General features: G+C 69.3%; 16 protein-coding genes. 10 read left to right on the top strand and 6 right to left on the bottom strand.

Features of this window, described 5'->3' with window-relative positions; genetic code table 11:
• A complete protein-coding gene (locus LR394_RS11200; protein ID WP_231440686.1) occupies positions 1-447 on the top strand; it encodes a hypothetical protein in 447 nt (148 codons plus the stop codon).
• On the opposite strand, the gene LR394_RS11195 is transcribed toward LR394_RS11200, so the two are convergent.
• Positions 440-1882, bottom strand: a complete 1443-nt coding sequence (locus tag LR394_RS11195; RefSeq protein ID WP_231440684.1) for a helix-turn-helix domain-containing protein — start codon at positions 1880-1882, stop codon at positions 440-442. The genes LR394_RS11200 and LR394_RS11195 overlap by 8 nt on opposite strands.
• Positions 1883-1955: 73 nt before the next feature.
• On the opposite strand from LR394_RS11195, the gene LR394_RS11190 reads away from it, so the two are divergent.
• Positions 1956-2756, top strand: coding sequence for a siderophore-interacting protein (locus tag LR394_RS11190; RefSeq protein ID WP_231440682.1), 801 nt, complete (start codon positions 1956-1958; stop codon positions 2754-2756).
• Here LR394_RS11190 and ybaK read toward each other — a convergent pair.
• Together ybaK and LR394_RS11180 are read right to left on the bottom strand one after the other, a co-directional pair.
• Complete coding sequence (ybaK, locus tag LR394_RS11185) at positions 2753-3271, bottom strand: Cys-tRNA(Pro) deacylase (RefSeq protein WP_231440680.1); 519 nt, start codon at positions 3269-3271, stop codon at positions 2753-2755. The genes LR394_RS11190 and ybaK overlap by 4 nt on opposite strands.
• A 210-nt stretch (positions 3272-3481) precedes the next feature.
• Complete coding sequence (locus LR394_RS11180; RefSeq protein ID WP_231440678.1) at positions 3482-4135, bottom strand: LON peptidase substrate-binding domain-containing protein; 654 nt, start codon at positions 4133-4135, stop codon at positions 3482-3484.
• Positions 4136-4225: 90 nt separating this feature from the next.
• Here LR394_RS11180 and hisD point away from each other — a divergent pair, with 90 nt between their 5' ends.
• Both hisD and LR394_RS11170 read left to right on the top strand, forming a co-directional pair.
• Positions 4226-5551: a histidinol dehydrogenase gene (gene hisD, locus LR394_RS11175; RefSeq protein WP_231440676.1), complete on the top strand. Its 1326-nt coding sequence runs from the start codon at positions 4226-4228 to the stop codon at positions 5549-5551.
• A complete protein-coding gene (locus LR394_RS11170; RefSeq protein ID WP_231440674.1) occupies positions 5551-6069 on the top strand; it encodes a DUF1697 domain-containing protein in 519 nt (172 codons plus the stop codon). The genes hisD and LR394_RS11170 overlap by 1 nt, the downstream gene beginning before the upstream one ends.
• Here LR394_RS11170 and LR394_RS11165 read toward each other — a convergent pair.
• A complete protein-coding gene (locus LR394_RS11165) occupies positions 6046-6624 on the bottom strand; it encodes a TetR/AcrR family transcriptional regulator (RefSeq protein WP_231440673.1) in 579 nt (192 codons plus the stop codon). The genes LR394_RS11170 and LR394_RS11165 overlap by 24 nt on opposite strands.
• Before the next feature lie 82 nt (positions 6625-6706).
• Entirely contained in the window at positions 6707-7603 is an 897-nt protein-coding gene (locus tag LR394_RS11160) for a hypothetical protein (protein ID WP_231440670.1), read from the bottom strand.
• A gap of 178 nt (positions 7604-7781) precedes the next feature.
• On the opposite strand from LR394_RS11160, the gene LR394_RS11155 reads away from it, so the two are divergent.
• Together LR394_RS11155 and hisB are read left to right on the top strand one after the other, a co-directional pair.
• Entirely contained in the window at positions 7782-8918 is a 1137-nt protein-coding gene (locus LR394_RS11155) for a histidinol-phosphate transaminase (protein ID WP_231440667.1), read from the top strand.
• Positions 8919-9015: 97 nt separating this feature from the next.
• A complete protein-coding gene (gene hisB / locus LR394_RS11150) occupies positions 9016-9615 on the top strand; it encodes an imidazoleglycerol-phosphate dehydratase HisB (RefSeq protein WP_231440665.1) in 600 nt (199 codons plus the stop codon).
• A 1-nt stretch (position 9616) separates the two neighbouring features.
• On the opposite strand, the gene LR394_RS11145 is transcribed toward hisB, so the two are convergent.
• Positions 9617-10555 carry a LysR family transcriptional regulator gene (locus LR394_RS11145; RefSeq protein WP_231440663.1) on the bottom strand — a complete coding sequence of 313 codons (939 nt, stop codon included), beginning with the start codon at positions 10553-10555 and terminating at the stop codon, positions 9617-9619.
• A gap of 94 nt (positions 10556-10649) precedes the next feature.
• Here LR394_RS11145 and LR394_RS11140 point away from each other — a divergent pair, with 94 nt between their 5' ends.
• Genes LR394_RS11140 through hisH form a run of 4 tightly spaced genes read left to right on the top strand, consistent with a single transcriptional unit; the run spans position 10650 to position 14803 of the window.
• The gene (locus LR394_RS11140) at positions 10650-11345 is read left to right on the top strand and encodes a succinate dehydrogenase cytochrome b subunit (protein ID WP_231440661.1); all 696 of its coding nucleotides are present in this window, start codon (positions 10650-10652) and stop codon (positions 11343-11345) included.
• A 1-nt stretch (position 11346) separates the two neighbouring features.
• A complete protein-coding gene (locus LR394_RS11135) occupies positions 11347-13326 on the top strand; it encodes a fumarate reductase/succinate dehydrogenase flavoprotein subunit (protein ID WP_231440659.1) in 1980 nt (659 codons plus the stop codon).
• Positions 13327-13345: 19 nt separating this feature from the next.
• Entirely contained in the window at positions 13346-14095 is a 750-nt protein-coding gene (locus tag LR394_RS11130; RefSeq protein WP_231440657.1) for a succinate dehydrogenase/fumarate reductase iron-sulfur subunit, read from the top strand.
• Positions 14096-14155: 60 nt separating this feature from the next.
• Positions 14156-14803, top strand: a complete 648-nt coding sequence (hisH, locus tag LR394_RS11125) for an imidazole glycerol phosphate synthase subunit HisH (RefSeq protein ID WP_231440655.1) — start codon at positions 14156-14158, stop codon at positions 14801-14803.
• Positions 14804-14921: the final 118 nt, after the last annotated feature.

Genomic DNA, 14921 nt, shown 5'->3' with positions numbered 1-14921 from the left:
ATGAAGCAGAAACGATCCGGCGAGACCCCGGCTCTGGTGGTCCCGCTGTTGCTGGGCGTGCTGATCGCGGTGATCTGGCGGGTGATCCTGCCCTCGACCCAGAACCTGGGCGATGAGCAGGAGGTTCAGGCGGCGGTGGACGGAACGCTGGCCGGGCTGGGCCTGGTCGCCGGGGTGCTGACCGGCGTCTACCCCCTGGTCTGGCCCGGGCGTCGGCCGGTGGTGCGGGTGGTGGCGCTGCTTCTCACCTGCACGATCGGCGCTGCGATCGCCTGGCAGCTGGGCGACCGGCTGGACAATCCGGAGCTGCCCCTGCGGGCGATCGGCTCGGCGTTCATCTGGCCGGCCACCACTGCGGTGGTGATCATGATCGGCGCGATCATGCCCTGGACCTCGCGCCGGCTCGAGCTGGCCTCCCGATCTGACCTGCAGCCGGATTTCAACTGACCCGCGCCGGATGTGCGGGTACGGGCGGGATCTGAGCAGCGAAGCGTCGGGGCGAGATGCCGTAGGCGGCGCTGAAGGCCCGGCTGAACCCGGACAGATGGGCGTAGCCGACCTGGCGTGAGACGGCGCTGGGCGGCAGTCCGCGTAGCAGAAGTTCCCGGGCGAGCGTGAGCCGGGCCTGGCGGCGCCAGTTCGCAAAGTCCAAGCCGGTGGCCGCCCGGAACGCCTGGGCGTCCACGCCGGAAAAGTCGGCCAGACCCCCGTGCTCCAGCGGGTTCCGGGCGATTCGAACGGCCAGGTCGGCTGCCGGATCCAGGTTGGGCAGGATGGTCGTACGGGCGGCAACCAGATCGAAGACGTCGGTGCTGCGGTGTCCGCCTGGGCGCAACTGGGTGTACGTGGCGATGAGGTGGTGCAGCAGATAGTTCTCGTCGGCTGCGGAAAACCGCGTGGTGGTGAGCGAATCCACCGATAGGGGAGCGCCGCCTCCGGAGCGGAAGCCCAGCGGCAGCAAGAGAGAATCGGCAGCAACCCTTACCTGCGTGCTGATTCCGGCTGGCAGGATCAGAGCATCGCCTTGGGTCAACGCGAAAGCCCTCCCGCCGACGACTGCTTCGGCTGACCCCCGGTACATCCACACCGCAACATGCGATCCATTGACCCGGGGCCAGGTCTGCGACGGGGGAACGGCTTGCGGAACCGAGACCTGACTCGCCCCGCTCCCTGAGGTGGAGTTTCGGCGGAACTCGCGCGCCGACGTCCCCTGGTGTTCTCGAAAGGCTCGGGCGAAACCGCTCGCACTCCGAAAACCCACCTGCGCTGCCACCCAGCTCACCCCGCGTCCCTCTTGCAGGTGTTGCGCCGCGATCTGGACTCGCAGCCGGCTGCGCCACGTGGAGAACGAAAGCCCTGTCTCGTCGGCGAATCGGCGTTGCAGCGTGCGCTCGCTGATCCCCACGCGGGCGGCGAGCGCTGCGGGGGAATCTTCGCGCGTCGGGTTCTCCAACAACAGGCGAGCTACGGCGAACGCGTCCGGTGACCGGGGGAGCGAACCGGCGGGGACCGCGTTCGTCGGCTCAGGGAGATCGAGGTAGCCCAGGTTGCGGGCGAAAAGGTGGACCAGGCGGAGATACCAGTCGGGGGAGACATAGCTAGGGACGGGATCGGTGGTGCTGCGTAGGTCGGGCGGAAGGTCCTCCTCGTTCAGGCCGGCTGCCAGGCGGATCGGCAGGGCGACTGTGTCCGCTGCGGTGATGATCGTGTGACTGGTGCCGGGCGGGATCCGCAGCGCCTGGCCCGGACCCACCTTCACCGTGGCTGACGAGGCTCTGACCTTGGCCGATCCGGTCAGCACCACCAGCAGAACGCTCTCCGGCCCGGCCTCGGCGGTCAGCCTGCTCGGCGGGAGCACCTGTTGTCCGGGTGATAACACCATGGCGCCTCCCGCAAAGTCTCTGGCCAGGCAGAAGCCTAACTTGAGGTCTCAGAGCCACCGATCAGGAGCCGACATGACCGAGACCGCCCCACTGCGCAGCGCCGACCACAACCGCGCCATGCACGACGCCACCGCCACGATCACCGGGATCCACCACCCAACCCCACACCTCCTCCGGTTCACCGCCGAACTGCCGGCACCGGTAGCGGCCGATCCGACCTGGGGCACCCCGAACGTCACCCTGCGGCTGGAACTCAGCGCCGACGTCTCCAGGGTGTACACAGTCCGGCGATTCGACCCGACCGCCGCCACGATCGAGGTGGACGTGGTGCTGCATTCTGGCGAGAGCCCGATGATGCAATGGGCCGCGGGTCTCAGGCTCGGGCTGGAGGTAGCCTTTCGCGGTCCCCGTCAGCATTTCGTCATCCCGGACGAACCTGCTCGCCCGGTAGCGCTTTTCCTGGACGCGACAGCAATTCCCGCGCTGTACGCCATCCTCGCCCACTGGCCGGAACGTGTCGGGGGAGTGGGCTGGGTCCGGACCGAAGATGCCGCTGCCTTCGCCGAACTGCCGTCCGTCCCGGGCCTCGAACTGCACCGCATCGAAACCGGTCTCCTGGAGCGCGCCCACGTACTGCCCAACCCCGAGCAGTACGTGGTCTGGGGCGCCGGGGAACGCGAAGACATGCGGGCCCTGCGCTCACACTTCCGCAGCACGGTCGGTCTGGCCAAGGAACACGTGGCGCTGTACGGCTACTGGAAGCGCGGGCTCAGCAACACCGAGATCGACCAGTACCGGCTGGCCAACTACCAGCGGATCCTGGCCGACGGCGGGAACCTGGACGACATCGACGACCTGGCCATCACGATCTAGTTCGCGCGCCCGATCGGTGCGGTGCGGGCCCGGGTCAGCCGCACCAAGTCTTGCGGGGCGAGCTCCAGGTCCAGCCCGCGCCGGCCCCCGCTGACGAACACAGTGGGGTATTCCAGGGCGGAGGAGTCAACCACCGTGGGCAGAGCCTTGCGCTGACCGAGCGGGCTGATGCCTCCCACCACATAGCCACTGCTGCGCTCGGCCGCGGTGGGATCAGCCATCGCGGCCTTCTTACCGCTGGCGGCCGCGGCCAGAGCCTTTAGGTCGAGCTGCCCGTTCACCGGCACCACCGCCACCCACAGGGCGCCGTCCACGTCGGCCATCAGCGTCTTGAACACCCGGGATTCACTGACCCCCAGCGCGCTCGCCGCCTCGGCGCCGAACGACACCCGCGGCGAGGACGAGGACCGGCTGCGGTCTTCCGCCTCGAACGTGTGCGTCGTGAACTCAACCCCAGCACCGGTCAGAACCTTCACCGCCGGGGTCGACGCCCCCGCATCTTTCTTCTTGGCCACGCGAGGATTCTGGCCTACCCGAACAAACGAGAGATACGAACGTCTTGAGGGCCTGTCCTGTGGATCTTTGCCTACTGCGGGGCACCCGGGACGCCGTCTGGACGCGTCCGGCGTGGCCCCACGCAAAACCATTGCGAGGGGCCCCACCGGCCACGCCCAGCCAGCGCCCCGGGCACCTCCTCGCTACGGCACTGATCCACAGGACAGGCCCTAATTGGGAGTCGGAGGCTCTTTGGTCAGCTCCACCGCGGGCAGCGAGTTGAACGCGTTCAGCATCGCGATCTCCCGCCGCAGCAAACCCAGCTCCGCGGTCAGGCGCTCGTGCGTACTGGGCGCCTCGAGCAGCGCCTGCCGCTCCGGCAGCTCCAGGACAGCAGCAGCGGCGACCAGGTACGACAACACCCGGGGCTCGGTCGGGACCCCGGACTGCTCCACCCGCAACCGGTCTCGGTAGGCGGCGAAGCGCAGCCCCACCAGTTCGGCGGCGGCGTCGATGTCGCCCGGACCGTCCGGCTCACCGATGAAGTCCACCAGGCCGGTGTGGTACGGCGTGTCCGCCTCCTTGTCCAGACCCTGCAGCGAGAACCGCATCTGGCCCACCGTGACCAGGTCGTACCTGCCGTCGTCGTAGGGGGTGACTTCGCGGATCTGGGCGGTGCAGCCCACCGGGTACAGGCCCTCCAGGGTCTCCGGGTCCTTCCCCGGCCGGGTCGCGATCACCCCGAAGTGCCGGGGCGCTCCCTCCGGCAGGTCGAGCAGCGCACCAACCAGCAACCGGTAACGCTGCTCGAAGATGTGCAGCGGCAGCACGAGCCCCGGCACCAGCACGGTGCTGAGCGGAAAGAGGGGAAGCCGGGTCGCCACGGGACCAAACTAATCAAAGTTGCAGCGTTCGCGCCTGGGGTAGAGCGGACCTTCCGTCTGTCCCGATCGCCAGCCCCTAGGATTACTGCCGTGATCCGCCGACTTGACCTGCGTGGCCAGCAGCTGAGCTCCCGTGACCTCCGGGCCGTCGTGCCCCGCGCCGAGATGGACGTGGAGCATGCGCTGGAGACCGTGCGCCCGATCTGTGAACGGGTCCGCACCGAGGGCGTCCCCGCGCTGATCGAGCTCACGGAGAAGTTCGACGGCACCCGGATCGATTCCATCCGTGTTCCTGCAGAGGCGCTCACCCGGGCGCTGGCCCAGCTCGACCCCGACGTGCGGGCCGGCCTGGAGGAGTCCATCCGCCGCGCCCGCCTGGTGCACGCCGACCAGCGCCGCGAGGACAAGACCACCAAGGTGGTCAACGGCGGCACCGTCACTGAGCGCTGGGTGCCGGTGGACCGGGTCGGCCTGTACGTGCCGGGCGGCCGGGCGGTCTACCCCAGCAGCGTCGTGATGAATGTGGTGCCCGCGCAGGAAGCCGGTGTGCCGGGGATCGCGATCACCAGCCCCGCCCAGCGCGAGAACCCGGCCGGCTTCGAGGGCCTGCCCAACCCCACCATCCTGGCTGCCTGCGCCCTGCTCGGGGTGGACGAGGTCTACGCGATCGGCGGCGCTCAGGCCGTGGCGATGTTCGCCTACGGTGCCAAAGACGCCACCGGTGAATGGATCTGCGAGCCCACCGACCTGGTCACCGGCCCGGGCAACATCTGGGTCACCGCCGCCAAGCGGCTGCTGCGCGGCGTGATCGGGATCGACTCCGAGGCCGGGCCCACCGAGATCGCGGTGCTCGCCGACGACACGGCCGATCCGGACCACGTGGCCAGCGACCTGATCAGCCAGGCCGAGCACGACCCGATGGCCGCGGCGGTGCTGGTCACCGACTCCGTGGCGCTGGCCGAGGCGGTCGAGGAGGCCGTCGCGGTCCGGGTCGCCCAGACCAAGCACACCGAACGGGTCTCCACCGCGCTGTCCGGGCCGCAGTCGGCGATCGTCCTGGTCGACGGCATCGACCAGGGGCTGAAGGTGGTCGACGCCTACGCCGCCGAGCACCTGGAGATCCAGACCCGCGACGCGGATGCGGTGGCCGCCCGGGTGCGCAATGCCGGGGCGATCTTCGTCGGCCCGTATTCGCCGGTCAGCCTGGGCGACTACTGCGCCGGCTCGAACCACGTTCTGCCGACCGGCGGCTGCGCCTGCTTCTCCAGCGGGCTGAGCGTGCAGTCGTTCCTGCGCGGGATCCACGTGGTCAGTTACGACCGGGCGGCGTTGCAGGACGTGGCGCCACACGTGGTGGCGCTGGCCAACGCGGAGGATCTGCCGGCCCACGGCGAAGCCGTGACGGCCAGGTTCTGATGAGGCTGGCTCTGCTGCTGCGGGGTGTGAACCTGGGCGGCAGCCGGAAGCTGGCGATGGCCGACCTGCGCGCACTGCTGGCCGACCTGGGGCACACCGAGGTGAAGACGCTGATGGCCAGCGGTCAGGCGATCGTGGCCACCGAGCGTCCGCCGGCCGAGGTGGCTGCCGAATTGGAGACGCGTCTGCTCGCCGATGTGGGTCTGCGCACCGATGTGATGGTGCGCTCGGGCGCCGAACTGTCGGCGATCGTCGCGGCGAACCCCTTTCCCACTGCGGACGCGGACGGTTCCCGGCACGCGGTGGTGTTCCTCCGCGAGCCGCTCGAGGTCCAGATCGATGCGGCCGAGTACGCCCCGGACGAGCTGGTGGCGCACGGCACCGAGCTGTATCTGCGCCTGCCCAACGGCTTTGCCGACAGCAAGCTCTCGATCGCCGTGGGCAAGGTGAAGGGCTCGCCCGCCACCACCCGGAACTGGAACACGGTGAAGAAGCTAGAGGTCCTGACGAACCCGTAGCCCGTCCATCAGCAGGTCGAGCATCCGCCCGGCCTGCTCGCGCTGTTCGGGCTGGGCGGTGGCCATGGTGATCCCGCTGATCGAGAGCAGGACGTCTTCCGGCTGGGCGTCCTCGCGCAGGGTGCCCGCCGCGGCGCCCGCGTCCAGCAGCAGCTTCACCGCCGCCGTCATCCGGTCGCGGCTGGTGGCGTACGGGTTGCGGCCCGAGGCGATCACCGCCCGCAGCGCATCGGCCATCTCGCGCTTGGTGCTCATGTAGTCCACGAAGCGGTCCATCCACCGGCGCAGGGCCTGGTCGGTGGGCAGCACGGCGTGCAGTTCCTCGGCCGCGTCGCAGAGTTTGGCCAGCTCGTTGCGGTAGGCCGCCTCGACCAGCTCGTCCCGGCTCGGGAAGTGCCGGTACAGCGTGCCGATGCCCACGCCCGCGTCCTTGGCGATGCCCTCCAGCGAGGCCTCGGTGCCGTCCCGGCTGAACGCCCGCACCGCGGCCTGCAGCAGCCGTTCCCGGTTACGCCGGGCGTCGGCCCGCAACGGCCGGTCCGCGGAACCGCTCATCTACACCTCCTGCGCCGAAGCCCATTGTTACTCAGCAAGAAACCTGTCGTTCAACGCAGGGGTTCAGGTTCGGCCCGGCGGATCATCGGGGAGTCTTGCCGCGCACCACGGCCATGGCCGCCAGCGTGGAGCGATCCGGTACCCGGTTCTTCTCGAAGGCCCGCAGCGCCTCGTCGGGGGAGAATCCGGCGGCCCACCAGTCGGCCGGGTGAATGCCTTCCGGCCCGCCCAGCCGCGCGACCGGGCGCCAGCGTTCCCAGCGGGTGATCGGGTCCCGCTGCGAGTCCTGCACCGAGAACAGCAGCGCGGCCTGCGACGGGTGCGAGATCCAGCCCGCCGTCTCCCATTCCGGTACCTCGTGGATCCAGCGGCTGCCCAGCACCACGTCGATCCATTCGCCCGCCATGCCCGGGTCCGACGCCCCGCGGGCCTTCACTGCGGTCTCGAACAGGGTGAACGGCACATACCGGCGGGCCATGGCCAACGCCGTGCCGGGATCGATCTCCAGCGGGGAAGCCAGGTACGGCGCCAGCACTTCCATGATCCGGGAGAGCCCGAGCGAGCGGAGTTCGGTGCTGGTGATCCCGGTCAGCCAGGCGCGGTCCCGGGGGCGCAGCCGGGCCCAGGCCACCAGTTCGCCGAAGGGGAGTTCGTTGCGGCGGGGTAGGTCGGGCCGGGTCGGCGGTGGAGACCAGCGGCGTTCGGGGGCGTGCGGATCCGGGTGCTCCTCGCTGATCGCCTGCGGGTCGGGCATCAGCCGGCGGGGTCGCTCAAAACGCACCAGGCGGGCCAGATCTGCCGGAGTCCAGCCGAGTTGTGCCAGTTCCTCCGCCTCGGCCTGGGTAAGCACGCGGGACACCAGGTAGGCCTCGACCCGATCGCCGCCGGCCACTCGCTGGAGGGCAGCCGCCTGCGCCGGGCGACGAAACGCCCAACCGGCCGCAAGCACCGTGATCCGGCCGGTGCCGACCTCGTCCAAAGGTATTGCCCTCCTGCCACGTGAGTCCCCGCGCGACCCCTGCGGATCATGCCAGGTGCGGCGGCCTCCGGACACGGCCGGTACCTGCACCCCGTGCTCCCGGGCTCGCCGACTGTGACTGATGAGACCTACCGGCTCGCGGTCGGTCCTGTCGGTGGTGGTAGCTAGACTCGCGGCCGTGAACGAGTCCAGGAGCGACGTCCTCGCCCGGCTGCCCCTGCGGGAAGACCTGCGTGGCCGCACCCCTTACGGTGCGCCGCAGCTCGAGGTGCCGGTCCGGCTGAACACCAACGAGAACAGCTACGACGTGCCCGGCGAGGTGGTCGCGGCGATCCTGGACGCGGTGCGCCAGCAGGCCCGCCAGCTCAACCGCTACCCTGACCGCGAGTTCACCGGCCTGCGCGAGGACCTGGCCAACTACCTCGGCCACGACCTGGAGGCCGACCAGATCTGGGCCGCCAACGGCTCCAACGAGGTCATCCAGCAGCTGCTGCAGGCCTTCGCCGGGCACGGGCGCACGGTGCTGGGCTTCACCCCCACCTACTCGATGCACTCGATCATCACCGTCGGCACCGGCGCCACCTGGGTGGACGGCAAGCGCGGCCTGGGCACCGAGAACGCCGACGACCCGAACCAGTTCGACCTGCACGTCGAGCAGACCGTGGCGCAGATCGAGCAGCACCGGCCCGACGTCACGTTCCTGTGCTCGCCGAACAACCCCACCGGCACCGCGCTCGACCTCGAGGTGGTCAAGGCCGCGTACGAGGCCACCGACGGCCTGCTGATCGTGGACGAGGCCTACGCCGAGTTCGCCCGGCCCGGCACCCCCAGCGCCCTCACCCTGCTGCCCGGCCGCGAGCGCCTGGTGGTCAGCCGCACCATGAGCAAGGCCTTCGCCCTGGCCGGCGCCCGGCTCGGGTACTCGGCCGCGCACCCGGCCGTGCAGGACGCGATCCGCCTGGTCCGCCTGCCGTACCACCTGTCCTCGCTGACCCAGGCCGCCGCCCAGGCCGCGCTCTGGCACTCCGACGTGCTGCTGGACACGGTCGAGGCGATCAAGGCCGAGCGCGACCGGATCGTCACCTCCGCCCAGGAGCTCGGCCTGAAGCCGGCCCCGAGCGACGCCAACTTCGTGCTGATCGGCGGGTTCGCCGACGAGAAGGCGCTGTGGCGCTCGCTGCTCTCGCGCGGGGTGCTGATCCGCGACAACGGCCTGCCCGGCTTCCTGCGGGTCACCGCGGGCACCCCGGGGGAGACCACGACCTTCCTGGACGCCCTGGCCGACTCGCTGCTGGACGCCCCCGTGCCGGCCTGAACCTGCGTCCTCCGGACCGGGGAACGGCACCGCAGGTGCCGGTACCGGCGTTCGTGCCCCCAAACGTCTCAAATCAAAGCTTTTCGAAGGAGAATCCATGTCGCGCACTGCCCGGATCGAGCGGACGACCAAGGAGTCCAGCGTCGTCGTCGAGCTGGACCTGGACGGCACCGGCAAGGCGGAGATCTCCACCGGCGTGGGCTTCTACGACCACATGCTGAACAGCCTGTCCAAGCACTCGCTGATCGACCTGGCCGTGCGGGCCACCGGCGACCTGCACATCGACGCGCACCACACGGTCGAGGACGTGGCGATCGTGCTGGGCGACGCCCTGAAGATCGCGCTGGGCGACAAGGCCGGCATCCGCCGCTTCGGCGACGCGATGGTCCCGCTGGACGAGGCGCTGGTGCAGGCCGTGGTCGACGTGTCCGGCCGGCCCTACTGCGTGCACAGCGGCGAACCCGAGGGCCAGCAGTTCGTGCTGATCGGCGGCAACTACATCGGCTCGCTGACCCGGCACGTGTTCGAGACCATCTCGCACCACGCCGCGATCGCCATGCACATCCGGGTGATGGGCGGCCGCGACCCCCACCACATCGTCGAGGCCCAGTTCAAGGCCCTGGCCCGGGCCCTGCGCGTGGCCGTCGAGCCCGACCCCCGCGTCACCGGCATCCCCAGCACCAAGGGCTCGCTCTAGATCAGGCAGGCGCAATCAACTCGGTGCCGGGAGGCAGCGTCCCGTCCACCGAAGCCGAGCCCAGGTACCCCAGCAACTCGGCCCGCAACTCCTGCGCAGCCCGGGAGGGCTGAGCCCCTCGCCGATGTGCCAGCCCGATCGTCCGCGACAACCCCGGCGCAGCAATCGGCGTAACCCGGTGAGTGGACCGCCCGGCGACAACTGTGCTGGGCACAACCGCCAGCCCCAGCCCCGCCTCGACCATGCTCAGTACTGCGTCCATCTCCCCACCCTCAACCGCGAGGGACGGCGCGAAACCGGCTCTCCGGCAAGCCCCGACCGTCACGTCCCGCAGCTCGTACCCGTTGCGGAACATCACCAGGGGCCGGCCGCGCAACTGGGCAATGGCGATCGGCCGCCCGTCGGTGGGAGCCGGCTCACGGAAAGAAGAAACCACCACGAGGTCTTCGCGCAGCAGGGGAACGGTCTCCAGCGCGGGGTCGTCGGAGTGCAGCGGCAGTACCAGCAAGGCCAGATCGATCAGCCCCGAGGCGGTCTTGGCCACCAGATCGCGCGAGCCGCTTTCCTCCAGAACCAGCCGGATCGCGGGGTAACGCCGCCGGTACCGCCGGGCCACCTCCGGCACCAGACCGGTCAGCAGGCTCGGCGTGGCCCCCAGCCGAACCCGCCCGCTGCGCAACTGGATCAGCTCCCGCACCTCCTGCTGCGCGGTCTCCACGTCGGCGGTGATCCGCTGGGCGATCGGCAGCAGCGCCTCGCCGGCCGGGGTCAGGGTGATGTTGCCGCGCACCCGGTCGAAGAGTTCGGTACCGAGTGATGCTTCCAACGCCCGGATCTGTTGCGAGAGCGAAGGCTGGGCGATCTCCAGCAGCTGGGCCGCACGGGTGAAGTGCTTGGTCTCCGCGACCGTGAGGAAATACACGAGCTGCTGTAGTTGCACAAGCACAGGGTAACCAGGTCGATAGCCCCTGCCTATTGAGATCCAATGTGTCATCTCTTGGACCTAATCAGCCTCTAGGGAATACCTTTCCGCCGTGGTAGAGACGCTGAGCAAGAACCCGCGAGTGACGGGATTCGGCACCCTGCACCGCTCGACCATCGGGCGGAAAATGATCATGGCCGTCTCCGGGCTGGCCATGCTGGGGTTCGTCGTCGTGCACATGGTCGGGAACCTGAAGATCTTCTTCGGGGAGACCGAGTTCAACGAGTACGCGCACTGGCTGCGCACCATCGGTGAGCCCGCCCTGCACCACGAGTGGTTCCTCTGGATCATGCGGGTCGGCCTGATTGTCGCCCTGGTGGCGCACTTCTGGGCCGCCATCACGCTGTCCCGCCACGACGTCAAGGCCCGCCCGGTCAAGTACCAGGCCAAGCGCAAGGGCGGCTACGCCACCACCCTGATGCGCTGGGGCGGCGTCACGCTGGCGCTCTTCATCGTCTACCACATCCTCGACATGACCACCGGCACGGTGAACCCGGCGACCACCAACGAGCCCTACGACCGGATCACCTCCGGTTTCGGCGAGTGGTACAACGTCGTCTTCTACACCCTGGCGATGGGCGCCCTGTGCGCGCACATCTGGCACGGCCTCTGGAGCGCGGCCAACACGCTGGGCTGGAACCGGGCCACCACGGCCGGTTTCCGCACCTTCGCGGTGGTCTTCGCGCTCGCGGTCGCGTTCGGCTTCCTGCTCATTCCCTACAGCGTCGTCTTCGGGTTGGTGGACTGAAATGACAGACCAGACGATGGTCGGTGAAGGCGAGTTCTACAGCGTCGGCGGCCCGCTCGCCGACGACAAGGCTCCCGACGGCGAGATCCAGACCCGCTGGGAGCGGCGCAAGTTCGCCTCCAAGCTGGTCAACCCGGCCAACCGGCGCAAGCACAAGGTGATCGTGGTCGGCACCGGCCTGGCCGGCGGCGCGGCCGGCGCCAGCCTGGCCGAGCAGGGCTACCACGTGGTGCAGTTCTGCTTCCAGGACTCGCCCCGCCGGGCGCACTCGATCGCCGCCCAGGGTGGCATCAACGCCGCCAAGAACTATCGCAACGACGGCGACTCGATCTACCGGCTGTTCTACGACACGGTCAAGGGTGGTGACTTCCGCGGCCGCGAGTCGAACATCTACCGCCTGGCCGAGAACAGCGTGAAGATCATCGACCAGTGCGTGGCCCAGGGCGTGCCGTTCGCCCGCGAGTACAGCGGCCTGCTCGACACCCGCTCGTTCGGTGGCGTGCAGGTGCAGCGCACCTTCTACGCCCGCGGCCAGACGGGTCAGCAGCTGCTGATCGGCGCGTACCAGGCGCTGTCCAAGCAGATCGACGCGGGCAACGTGGAGATGCACGCCCGGCACGAGATGCTCGACCTGATCATCGTGGACGGCCGGGCCCGCGGCATCGTCGCCCGCAACCTGGTCACCGGCGAGCTCAGCACCCACCTGGGCGACGCCGTGGTCCTGGCCACCGGTGGCTACGGCAACGTCTTCTACCTCTCCACCAACGCCAAGGGCTCCAACACCAGCGCGATCTGGCGGGCCCACCGCCGGGGCGCGTACTTCGGCAACCCCTGCTACACCCAGATCCACCCCACCTGCATCCCGCGCTCGGGCGACCACCAGTCCAAGCTCACCCTGATGAGCGAGTCGCTGCGCAACGACGGCCGGATCTGGGTGCCGAAGAAGCACGGCGACAACCGCCCGGCCGCGCAGATCCCCGAGGACGAGCGCGACTACTACCTGGAGCGGATCTACCCGGCGTTCGGCAACCTGGTCCCGCGTGACATCGCCTCCCGGGCCGCCAAGAACGTCTGCGACGAGGGCCGCGGCGTCGGCCCCGGCGGTCAGGGCGTGTACCTGGACTTCGCCGACGCGATCAAGCGGATGGGCGAGCCGGCCGTGCGGGAGAAGTACGGCAACCTCTTCGACATGTACGCCCGGATCACCTCCGAGAACCCGTACAAGCAGCCGATGCGGATCTACCCGGCGGTGCACTACACCATGGGCGGCCTGTGGGTGGACTACGACCTGCAGACCACCATCCCGGGCCTGTTCGCGGCCGGCGAGGCCAACTTCTCCGACCACGGCGCCAACCGGCTCGGCGCGTCCGCGCTGATGCAGGGCCTCTCGGACGGCTACTTCATCCTGCCGACGGTGCTGAACAACTACATCGGCAGCCAGAAGTTCGCCCCCGTGGCCGCCGACGCCCCCGAGGTCACCGAGGTCGAGACCCTGGTGAAGGAGCGGATCGACAAGCTCCTGTCGATCAACGGCGACCGTACGGTGGACTCCTTCCACCGCGAGCTCGGCCAGATCATGTGGGACTACTGCGGCATGGCCCGCAACGACGCCGGCCTGCGCAAGGCGATCAGCGAGATCCGCCAGCTGCGCGAGGAGTTCTGGAAGCGGGTGCGGGTGCCCGGCACCGGCGCCGAGCTGAACCAGTCGCTGGAGAAGGCCAACCGGGTCGCCGACTTCATCGAGCTCGGCGAGCTGATGTGCATCGACGCGCTGATGCGGGAGGAGTCCTGCGGCGGGCACTTCCGGGAGGAGTCGCAGACCGCCGACGGCGAGGCCGAGCGCCAGGACGACAAGTTCTCGTTCGTCGCCGCCTGGGAGTACGCCGGCGAAGGACGTTTCGGGGGCACCCAGGAGCCGGTCCTGCACAAGGAGGACCTGATCTTCGACTACGTCCACCCGGCCCAGCGCACCTACGCCTGATCGTCCGAAAGGCAATTCGATGAAGCTCAAGCTGAAGATCTGGCGCCAGAAGAACGCGGTCGACGCCGGCGGCATGGTCTCCTACGACCTGGAGGGCGTGTCCACCGACATGTCCTTCCTGGAGATGCTCGACACCCTCAACGAGAAGCTGATCATGGAGGGCGAGGACCCGGTCGCCTTCGACCACGACTGCCGCGAGGGCATCTGCGGCAGCTGCGGTGTGGTGATCAACGGTGACGCACACGGCCCGGAGCAGACCACCACCTGCCAGCTGCACATGCGCTCGTTCAAGGACGGCGAGGAGATCATCATCGAGCCGTGGCGCGCGGCTCCGTTCCCGGTGATCAAGGACCTGGTGGTCGACCGCGGCGCGTTCGACCGGATCATCGGCGCCGGTGGCTACATCACCGCCCCGACCGGTTCCTCGCCCGAGGGCAACAGCACCCGGATCCCCAAGCCGGACGCCGACGCCGCCTTCGCCAACGCCACCTGCATCGGCTGCGGCGCCTGCGTGGCCGCCTGCCCGAACGGCTCGGCCTCGCTGTTCGTCTCGGCCAAGGTCACCCACCTGAACCTGCTGCCGCAGGGCCAGCCCGAGCGCACCACCCGGGTCCTGGACATGGTCGAGCAGATGGACGCGGAGGGCTTCGGCGGCTGCACCAACACCGGCATGTGCACGGTGTCGTGCCCGAAGGAGATCCCCTTCACCAGCATCGCCAACCTGAACAAGGAGTACCGGCGCGCGGTGCAGCAGTCCAACAAGGCGTAGTCCTGAGGGGGTACCCCGGCAGTGGCCGGGGTACCCCCTTCGCTCATTAGAATCGTCCGTATGACTTCACCCCACGTGGTTGTTCTCGACTACGGCTCCGGCAACGTCCGGTCGGCCGTGCGGGCGCTGGAGCGCGCCGGCGCCGAGGTGGAGCTGACCGCCGACTTCAAGCACGCGGTCGACTGCGACGGCCTGGTGGTCCCCGGCGTCGGGGCATTCGCCTCGGTGGTGGAACAGCTGCGCGCGGTCGGCGGGCACCGGATGATCGGCCGTCGGCTGGCCGGTGGCCGCCCGGTCCTGGGCATCTGCGTGGGCATGCAGGTGCTGTTCGAGCAGTCGGTGGAGTTCGGCCGCGACGACGTGGAAGGCCTGGGCGAATGGCCCGGCACCGTCGAGCGGCTGCCCGCCGCCGTGGTGCCGCACATGGGCTGGAACACCGTCGCGGTGCCGGAGAACACCGTGCTGTTCAAGGGCATCGAGGACGAGCGCTTCTACTTCGTGCACTCCTACGGCGTGCAGAAGTGGGAGCTGCTGGAGCCCGGCGACCCGCTCGCCACGCTCAAGCCGCCGCTGGTCACCTGGTCCGAGCACGGCGACCGGTTCGTCGCCGCGGTCGAGAACGGCGCTCTGATGGCCACCCAGTTCCACCCGGAGAAGTCCGGCGAGGCGGGGAGCCAGCTGCTGCGGAACTGGCTCAACACCTTGTAACTGGAGACGTTTGTGGTTGCGCCGGGCGCTCGCGTCCAGTTTTCGTAGCTGCTTACGGACGGGGTGCGCGCCTTGGGCGGCAGACCTCCAGCTGAGTGCCCGGTCCAGTCCCGCTCGA

The sequence above is a fragment of the Kineosporia babensis genome (assembly GCF_021129305.1).
Lineage (GTDB): Bacteria > Actinomycetota > Actinomycetes > Actinomycetales > Kineosporiaceae > Kineosporia > Kineosporia babensis.
The sequence above is the reverse complement of the archived record's forward strand: the minus strand, read 5'-3'. Positions and strand labels throughout refer to the sequence as shown.

Coding starts and splice junctions, on each gene's coding strand:
- LR394_RS11195 (WP_231440684.1), bottom strand. CDS start 1,882: ATGGTGTTATCACCCGGACAACAGGTGCTCCCGCCGAGCAGGCTGACC.
- LR394_RS11190 (WP_231440682.1), top strand. CDS start 1,956: ATGACCGAGACCGCCCCACTGCGCAGCGCCGACCACAACCGCGCCATG.
- LR394_RS11135 (WP_231440659.1), top strand. CDS start 11,347: ATGACAGACCAGACGATGGTCGGTGAAGGCGAGTTCTACAGCGTCGGC.
- hisB (WP_231440665.1), top strand. CDS start 9,016: ATGTCGCGCACTGCCCGGATCGAGCGGACGACCAAGGAGTCCAGCGTC.
- LR394_RS11165 (WP_231440673.1), bottom strand. CDS start 6,624: ATGAGCGGTTCCGCGGACCGGCCGTTGCGGGCCGACGCCCGGCGTAAC.
- LR394_RS11170 (WP_231440674.1), top strand. CDS start 5,551: ATGAGGCTGGCTCTGCTGCTGCGGGGTGTGAACCTGGGCGGCAGCCGG.
- LR394_RS11200 (WP_231440686.1), top strand. CDS start 1: ATGAAGCAGAAACGATCCGGCGAGACCCCGGCTCTGGTGGTCCCGCTG.
- hisH (WP_231440655.1), top strand. CDS start 14,156: ATGACTTCACCCCACGTGGTTGTTCTCGACTACGGCTCCGGCAACGTC.
- LR394_RS11130 (WP_231440657.1), top strand. CDS start 13,346: ATGAAGCTCAAGCTGAAGATCTGGCGCCAGAAGAACGCGGTCGACGCC.